This window comes from Paenibacillus cineris (assembly GCF_018333335.1).
GTDB classification, from domain to species: domain Bacteria; phylum Bacillota; class Bacilli; order Paenibacillales; family Paenibacillaceae; genus Paenibacillus_AQ; species Paenibacillus_AQ favisporus.
The window spans coordinates 1-632 of sequence record NZ_BORU01000014.1 but is presented as its reverse complement, the minus strand read 5'-3'; the positions used below and the strand labels follow the sequence as shown (position 1 = coordinate 632).

2 rRNA genes are annotated in these 632 nt (G+C 48.4%); both read left to right on the top strand.

The features are described from left to right. Positions 1 to 146, top strand: a 16S ribosomal RNA gene (locus KI379_RS33675); the annotation flags it as partial. Between the two features lie 361 nt (positions 147 to 507). Continuing rightward, a 23S ribosomal RNA gene (locus KI379_RS33670) occupies positions 508 to 632 on the top strand; the annotation flags it as partial.

Here is a 632-nt window from a genome sequence, read left to right as displayed (position 1 = left end):
CACCGCCCGTCACACCACGAGAGTTTACAACACCCGAAGTCGGTGAGGTAACCGCAAGGAGCCAGCCGCCGAAGGTGGGGTAGATGATTGGGGTGAAGTCGTAACAAGGTAGCCGTATCGGAAGGTGTGGCTGGATCACCTCCTTTCTATGGAGAATCGCTTCCTGCGATGGAAGCATTCAAATACTAAATCTAGCCGGTCGGCTAGTTACTCACTCGTTGGTCAGTTTTGAGAGCTCAAACTCTCGCATACGATTTCCAGAACTTGCTTGTAGCCAAGCGAGTGATGATTTGGTATGATATAAGTCCGGTCGCAAGACTGGATGATTTGATCCTTGAAAACTAGATAACGAAACGAATCTGCGTTTTAGAAATATCCTTTTAGCTGAAACTTGTGTCACAACAAGTTAAGTTTTAAGTAGCAGACGAGTGTTTTGAACGATGAGAGCCTTTGGCTTTGCGCTTGCGCAAAACAAGAAAACGAATCGGGCAAAACAGGAGTCATTATGGTTAAGCTACTAAGAGCACACGGAGGATGCCTAGGCGCTAGGAGCCGATGAAGGACGTGGCGAACAACGATACTGCCTCGGGGAGCTGTAAGCAAGCTTTGATCCGGGGATGTCCGAATGGGGA